Consider the following 8,531-nt stretch of genomic DNA (forward strand, 5'->3'; position numbering starts at 1 on the left):
GACCCCGCCTACCTCATCTACACCTCCGGCTCCACCGGCCGCCCCAAGGGCGTCGTCGTCACCCACCGCGCCATCGGCAACCGACTGGCCTGGATGCAGGGCGAGTACCAACTCTCCGCCGACGACCGGGTGTTGCAGAAGACGCCGTCCAGCTTCGACGTGAGCGTGTGGGAGTTCTTCTGGGCGCTGTGCGAGGGCGCCGCCGTCGTCCTCGCCGCCCCCGACGGACACCGCGACCCCGCCTATCTGTCCCGCCTGATCCGGTCCGAGGGCATCACGACGATGCACTTCGTGCCGTCGATGCTGGAAGCCTTCCTCGCCTCCGGCGAGGTCACCGCCGACCCCGCCTGGGCGGGCAGCCTGCGCCGCGTGTTCAGCAGCGGCGAGGCCCTGTCGGGGTCCGCCGCCCACCGCTGGCACGAACTGACCGGCGTCCCGCTGCACAACCTCTACGGCCCCACCGAGGCTGCCGTGGACGTGAGTCACCACGCCTACGACGGCTCGCCCGACACCACGGTGCCGATCGGCCGACCCGTGTGGAACACCGGCCTGCGCGTGCTCGATTCGTGCCTGCGCCCGGTGCCGGCCGGCGTCCCCGGTGAGCTGTACCTCACCGGCGTCCAGCTGGCCCGCGGCTACCACCGACGCCCGGCGCTCACCGCCGACCGCTTCGTCGCCGACCCGTACGCCACCGAACCCGGCGCCCGCATGTACCGCACCGGCGACCTGGTATGCCGGCGCCCCGACGGCACGATCGACTACCTCGGCCGCACCGACCGCCAGATCAAACTCCGCGGCAACCGGATCGAACTCGGCGAGATCGAGGCCGAGTTGACACGAGTGCGGGGTGTGGCACGGGGCGCGGTGGTCATCCGCGACCAGCGGCTCGTCGCCTACGCGGTGCCGGTATCCGGAGCCTCGCTCGACCCCGCCGACCTGCGCGCCGCCCTCGCGGACGCGCTGCCCGCGCCCCTGGTCCCGGAGGCGTACGTCGTCCTCGACGACCTCCCGCTCACCCCGAGCGGCAAGCTGGACCAGGCCGCGCTGCCCGCCCCCGAGGCCGAACGCGCCGAACGCCGTTCGCCCGCAGGGCCGTTGGAGCGGCAGCTCACGGAGATCTTCGCGGCCGTCCTCGGTATCGGGGACGCGGGTCCCGACGACGACTTCTTCCGCCTCGGCGGCGACAGCATCAGCTCCATCGGCGTCGCCAGCCGGGCCCGCGCGGCCGGTCTGGACCTGAGCCCGCGTGACGTGTTCACCCACCGCACCCCGGCCGCCCTCGCGGCGGCGGCCACCACCACAACGGTCCACCTTGCGGCCCCCGTTGAAACGTTCACCCTCACACCCGCCGAACGCGCCCGCGTCCACGCCGTGGCCTCTCCGGAGACCGTCGTCGACGTCTGGCCGCTGGCCCCCCTCCAGGAGGGCCTGTTCTTCCACTCGGCGTACGACGAGGGCGCGTTGGACGTCTACACCGTCCACGAGACCTTCGACTTCGCGACCCGCCTCGACACCACCCGGCTGCGCGCAGCCGTGCGCACCCTCCTCGACCGCAACCCCGGCCTGCGCGCGGGCTTCACCAGCGACGGCCTCGACCAGCCGGTGCAGTTCATCGTCGAGGACCCGGACATCCCCCTCGAAGAGGTCGACCTCTCCCTCCTGCCCGCAGCCGAACAGGACGTCCTCCTCCGGGAGTTGACGGACGCCGAACGCAACCGCCGCTTCGACCTCTCCGCACCCCCGCTCTTCCGCCTGCTCCTGCTCCGCCTCGGCGCGGAACGCGGCGACCGCCTCGTCATCGGCCGCCACCTGATCCTCTGGGACGGCTGGTCGGCCTGGCTGTTCCTCGACGAACTGTTCGCGCTCTACGAGACGGGGGGCAATGCCAACAGCCTCCCCGCACCCGGCAGTTACCGTGACTACCTGACCTGGCTTGAGGAGCAGGACGACTCGGTCGCCACTGCCGCCTGGCGCACCGCGCTCGCCGGTCTCGACGAGCCGACGCTGCTCGCACCCACTGCCGCCGACGGTCTCGAACCCGTCATCCCCGACCAGCTCGACGTACGTCTGCCCGCCGAACTGAGTGACCGGCTGCGCGAGTTGGCCCCGGCCCACGGCCTGACCCTCAACACCCTCCTCAACGCGGCCTGGGGACTCACCCTCGCCTCCGCGACCGGCCGCGCCGACGTCGTGTTCGGTACGACCGTCGCCGGCCGGCCGAGCGAGGTCCCGGACGTCGGCAACATCATCGGCCTGTTCCTCAACACGGTCCCGACCCGCATCGCCCTCGACCCCGCCGAGCCGGTCCTCGACCTGCTCCGCCGCATCCAGGGCGAACGCCTCGACCTCATGCCGTACGAGCACTTGAGCCTCGGCGTGCTCCAGGCCGAGACCGGCCACCGCAAGCTCTTCGACACGCTGTTCGTGCTCCGCAACAACGACACCGAGGAGCGGCTGGCCGACCTGAAGACCCGGCACGGCGCCACGGCCGTCGCCAACGTCGACGCCACGCACTACCCGGCCAACCTCGTCATCACCCCGGGCCGCGAGATCGCCGTCACCCTCACCCACCGCCCCGACCTCGTCCCGACTGACCGCGCCCAGGCCCTCCTCGACCGTTTCGCGCTCCTCGTCGACCGCCTCACCGCCGACCTCACGGCACCGGTCGGCTCCCTCGACCCGCTCCTGCCCGCCGAACACGAGGCGCTATGGCGGGAGTCGGCCGCCAGCCGTGTCCCGGACCCCGAGGACACCATCGCCGACCTGCTGGCCGCGCAGGCGGAACGCACCCCGGACGAGCGGGCCCTCGTCTTCGGCGAGCGCGGCATGACGTACGCCGAACTCGACGCCGCCGTCAACCGGTTGGCCCGCCTGCTGATCGACCGGGGCGCGGGCCCCGAGAAGGTCGTCGCCCTCGCCCTGCCGCGCTCCCTCGACATGGTGGTCGCTCTCTTCGCGGTCCTGCGCACCGGAGCGGCTTACCTGCCCCTGGAGTTGGACCATCCGGCCGACCGCCTCTCCCTGATGCTGGCCGACGCCCGCCCGCTCCTGCTGCTCAGCACCACGGCCGTATCGGCCACGCTGGACGGCGAGATGACACGCGTCCTGCTCGACGACCCCGAGATCAAGGGGGAGTTGTCGCGTCAGTCGGATGCTCCGGTCCGCCTCCGCTTCAGCCTCGAACACCCCGCCTACGTCATCTACACGTCCGGCTCCACCGGCCGCCCCAAGGGCGTCGTCACCCCCTACCGGGGCCTGACGAACATGCAGTTGAACCACCAGAAGGAGATCTTCGAGCCCGCCATCGCCTCGGCCGGCGGGCGCCGCCTGCGCATCGCGCACACCGTGTCCTTCGCCTTCGACATGTCGTGGGAGGAGCTGCTCTGGCTGGTCGAGGGCCACGAAGTGCACGTCTGCGACGAGGAGTTGAGGCGTGACGCCGAGGCGCTGGTCGCCTACTGCGAACGCCACCGCGTCGACGTCGTCAACGTCACGCCCACGTATGCGCGGCTGTTGATCGAGCAGGGCCTGCTGGAAGGCCACGTCCCGCCACTCGTACTCCTCGGCGGTGAGGCAGTCCCGGAGACGGTGTGGACCGCACTGCGCGACACCGAGGGCACGTACGGCTACAACCTCTACGGGCCGACCGAGTACACCATCAACACCCTCGGCGGCGGCACCCTCGACAGCGACGCCCCCACCGTCGGCAAGCCCATCCGGGGCACCCGCGCCCACATCCTCGACGCCTGGCTGCGCCCGGTGCCCGACGGCGTCCCCGGCGAGCTGTACATCGCCGGAATCGGCCTGGCCCGCGGCTACTTGGACCGGCCCGCGCTGACCGCCGAACGCTTCGTCGCCGACCCCTTCGGCGAACCCGGCGAACGCATGTACCGCACCGGCGACCTGGTGCGCCGCAACCCGGACGGCAACCTCGACTTCCTCGGCCGCACCGACGACCAGGTCAAGATCCGCGGCTACCGCATCGAACCCGGCGAGATCGAAACCGCCCTCAGCCGGCACCCGTTGGTCGCCCAGGCCGCCGTCGTCGTCCGCGACGAACGCCTCGTCGGCTACGTCGTCCCCTCCGGCGCCGACTCGGCCGAACGTACCGCCGCCGAGGCCGCGCAGGTGGGGGAGTGGCAGGAGATCTACTCCGACGAGTACGAGGAGATCGGCACCGCCGTCTTCACCGAGCAGTACGACGGCTGGGACAGCTCCTACGACGGACAGCCCATCCCCTTCGAGGAGATGCACGAGTGGCGCGAGGCCACCCTCGCCCGCATCGGCGCGCTCAAGCCCCGCCGCATCCTCGAAATCGGCGTCGGATCAGGCCTGTTGCTGTCCCGGCTCGCCCCCGACGCGGAGGCGTACTGGGCAACCGACTTCGCCGCGCCCGTCATTCGCAAGATCGGCGAGGAAGTACGGCGCGACCCGGCCCTCGCCTCCAAGGTCGAACTGCGCTGCCGCCCGGCCGAGGACCTGAGCGGTCTGCCGTTCGCCTACTTCGACACGATCGTCATCAACTCCGTCATCCAGTACTTCCCGAGCATCGACCACCTGACCGCCGTGCTGCACGGCGCCATGGAGCTACTCGCGCCCGGCGGCGCCCTGTTCGTCGGCGACGTACGCAACCTGCGCCTCGCCGGCACCTTCCACACCGAGATCCAGCGCACCCGGGGCACCACCGAGGCGGACCTGGAGCGGGCGGTGGAACGCGGCCTGCGCCTGGAGAAGGAACTCCTCGTCGACCCCGACTACTTCACCACCCTCGGCTACGGCGTCGACCTGCGCACCAAGCGCGCCCACCACCACAACGAACTGTCCCGCCACCGCTACGACGTCGTCCTCTACGCAGACGAGCCGGACGTACGCCTGGACAACACTCCGTCCGTCGACTGGGCCACCGGCAACACCATCGGCGAACTCCTGCGCGGCGACTGGTCGTCGGCCGAGGCCATCGGTCAACTCCTGGACGGCAACTGGTCCGCGACCGGCGCCACCACCGAACGCCCGCGCGGCGAACGCCCCGAGGCGCTCCGCCTCACCGGCATCCCCGACGGCCGTACGACGGAGGCCGGTGTCGACCCCGAGCACCTGCACGAACTCGGTACGGCGGCCGGATACCGGGTGCTGACGACCTGGTCGGAGCAGGAGGGCACGTACGACGCCGTCTTCCTGAAGTCCGCCGAACCGCGCCTGACCGGCGGGCTGTTCAGGCCCGGCGGCGGTACGCACCCCTACGCCAACGACCCCACCGCCGCCCGCGAGGCGAGCGCGCTGGTGCGCCGGCTGCGCGAGGACCTGGGCCGTGAACTGCCCGACTACATGGTCCCGTCGGCCTTCGTCACCGTCGACGGCCTGCCCATGAACGCCAACGGCAAGCTCGACGTCCGCGCCCTGCCCGACGCCGAACCCGCCGTCGCCCTCGGCGGCGGACGCGGCCCGCGCACCCCGCAGGAAGAGGTGCTCTGCCGCCTGTTCGCCGAGGTGCTGGGCCTGCCCGAGGTCGGCGCCGAGGACAACTTCTTCGACCTGGGCGGCCATTCACTCCTCGCCACCCGCCTGGTCAGCCGCGCCCGCGCCGAACTGGGCGCCGAACTCGCCATCCGCGACCTCTTCGAGGCGCCCACACCCGCCCTCCTCGCGGGCCGTGCGGACACGGCGAGCCCGGCCCGCCCGGCGGTGACCCCGGTCGCCGACCGGCCCGCCCGCATCCCGCTGTCGGCCGCTCAGCGACGGCTGTTGCTCGTCGAGGAGATCACCGGCAGCGGTGTCGCCTACAACTTCCCGCTGGTCTTCCGGCTGCGCGGCGCCCTCGACACGGATGCGCTGTCTGCCGCCCTGCGGGATGTCGCCGGACGCCACGAGGCCTTGCGGACGGTCTTCCCGACACACGAGGGCGAGCCTTATCAGCGAGTCGTTCCGGTCGAAGAGGTGGCCGTGGCCTTCACGGTCGTCGACTGCGCGGAGGACGAACTGCCCGCGCTGATCGAGTCCGCCCAGCGCCGTCCCTTCGACCTGACCACCGAACTCCCGTTGCGCTGCGAGGTGTTCAGGCTCGGCCCGGACGAGCACGTGGTGGCCGTCGTCCTGCACCACATCACCACCGACGAGTGGTCCGACCGCCCCTTCCTCGCCGACCTCGACACCGCCTACGCGGCCCGCCGCGAGGGACGGGCGCCCGAGTGGGCGCCGCTGCCGGTGCAGTACGCCGACTACACCCTCTGGCAGGACGACCTGCTCGCTCGCACAGGCGAGGCCCAACTCGCCCACTGGGCCGATGCCTTGCGCGGCCTGCCCGACGAACTCGCCCTCCCCGCCGACCGACCGCGCCCCGCCGAACCGACCGGCCACGGCCGCAAGGTCCGCCTGGAACTGCCCACTGCCACCGGCCATGCCCTGCGCGACCTCTCGGGCGCGACCGGCACCAGCATGTTCATGCTGTTCCAGGCGGCCACCGCCGCGCTCCTGAACCGGCTCGGCGCGGGCGACGACATCCCGCTCGGCGCACCCATCGCGGGCCGGACTGACGAGGCGCTAGCCGACCTGGTGGGCTTCTTCGTGAACACGCTGGTGCTGCGTACCGACGTGTCCGGCGACGAGCTGACCTTCCGCGAACTCCTGGGCCGGGTAAGGGAGTCGTCCCTAGCCGCCTTCGAGTGCCAGGACCTGCCCTTCGACCGGGTCGTCGAGGCCCTCAACCCGCCCCGCGTGGCCGGCCGCAACCCGCTCTTCCAGGTCATGCTCGGCTACCACCACCGCCCCGACGGCGACCCGGACGTGCTCGGCCTCGTCACCGAGTGGTTCGACATGGACACCGGCATGGCCAAGTTCGACCTGCACTTCACCTTCGTCGACGAGACGGGCGGCGACCGGGTGGTCCTGCTCCTGGAGTACGCGACCGACCTCTTCGATCACGGCACCGCAGAGCGAATCGCCGGTCGCATGGCACGCCTGTTGGACCAAGCGGCGGCCCAACCTGACCGCGCTGTAAGGGACGTCGACCTCCTGGCGGACGCCGAACGCGCGCTGGTCCTGAGGGAGTGGAACGCCACCGAGCACGTCGTCCCGGCCACCACCCTCCCGGAACTCTTCCGCGCCCAGGCCGCCCGCACCCCTGACGCCACGGCCCTCGTCTTCGAGGGACAGCAGCTGACGTACGCGGAGCTGGACGCCCAAGTCGAGCGCACGGCAAGGGTGTTGGCAGCACTCGGTGCGGGCCCCGAGCGGACCGTGGCCGTGGCGCTCCCGCGCTCACTCGAACTCGTCGTCGCGCTCCTCGCCGTACACCGAGCCGGAGCCGCCTACCTCCCGCTCGACCCCGACTACCCGGAGGACCGACTCGCCCTGATGGTCGAGGACGCCCGCCCGGTGTATGTCATGCGCGACACGCTGCCGACCGGTGCCGAGGGCCAACTCCCCACGTCCTACGACCCGTCGAGCCCCGCGTACGTCATCTACACGTCCGGTTCCACAGGCCGCCCCAAGGGCGTGGTCGTCCCGCACGAGGGCATCGTCAACCGGCTGCTCTGGATGCAGGACGCGTATGGCCTGACGGCAGCCGACCGGGTGCTCCAGAAGACGCCGTCCAGCTTCGACGTGTCGGTGTGGGAATTCTTCTGGCCGCTGATCACCGGTGCCACGCTGGTCGTCGCCCGCCCCGAAGGCCACCGCGACCCGGTCTACTTGGCTGGGCTGATCCGCGAACAGGACGTCACCACCGTCCACTTCGTGCCCTCCATGCTCCAACTCTTCCTGGAGGAACCGGCCGCGGCCGACTGCACCGGCCTGCGCCGAGTGATGTGCAGCGGCGAGGCCCTGCCCGTCGCCCTCACCCACCGCTTCCACGACATCCTGACCACCGCCGAACTCCACAACCTCTACGGCCCGACCGAGGCCTCGGTCGACGTGACGGCCGTGGAGATCGGACCCGACGCGACGAGCGTCCCGATCGGCCGCCCGGTGTGGAACACCCGCACCTACGTCCTCGACGCCGGCCTGCGCCCCGTCCCGCCCAGTGTCCCGGGCGAGTTGTACCTCGCGGGCATCCAGCTCGCGCGCGGCTACCTCGCCCGGCCCGGCCTGACCGCCGAGCGGTTCGTCGCCGACCCGTACGGCGCCCCCGGCACCCGCATGTACCGCACCGGCGACCTGGCCCGCTGGAACGCCGACGGCACGATCGAGTACCTGGGCCGCACCGACGACCAGGTGAAGGTACGCGGCTTCCGCGTCGAACCCGGCGAGATCGAGGGCGTGTTGACCTCGCACCCGACCGTCGCGCACGCCGTGGTCGTGGTCCGGGAGCAGAGTCTGGTGGCGTACGTGGTCCCGGCCGGGGACGGCGGACTGGTGAGCGCGGAGGCAACCCGCGCCCGCGCAGCCGCCGGTCCGCGGGACGCGACGGCGATTCGCGCCGGTGCGGCGGGCGGGCCCGCGGACGTGACCGCGCCCCGCGCCCGCACGGCCTCAGCCGGGTCGCTCGACGTGACGGCGCTCCGCGCCCACACCGCCACCGCCCTCCCCGCCCACAT

Annotated in this window: 1 protein-coding gene; it reads left to right on the top strand. The window is 71.9% G+C overall.

Annotated features, from left to right (window positions below; genetic code table 11):
* Positions 1-8,531, top strand: an 8,531-nt coding sequence (locus AC31A1_RS40935) for an amino acid adenylation domain-containing protein (RefSeq protein WP_489658163.1), incomplete at both ends; no start/stop codon positions are given.

Source organism: Streptomyces sp. P5F9 (assembly GCF_057961495.1).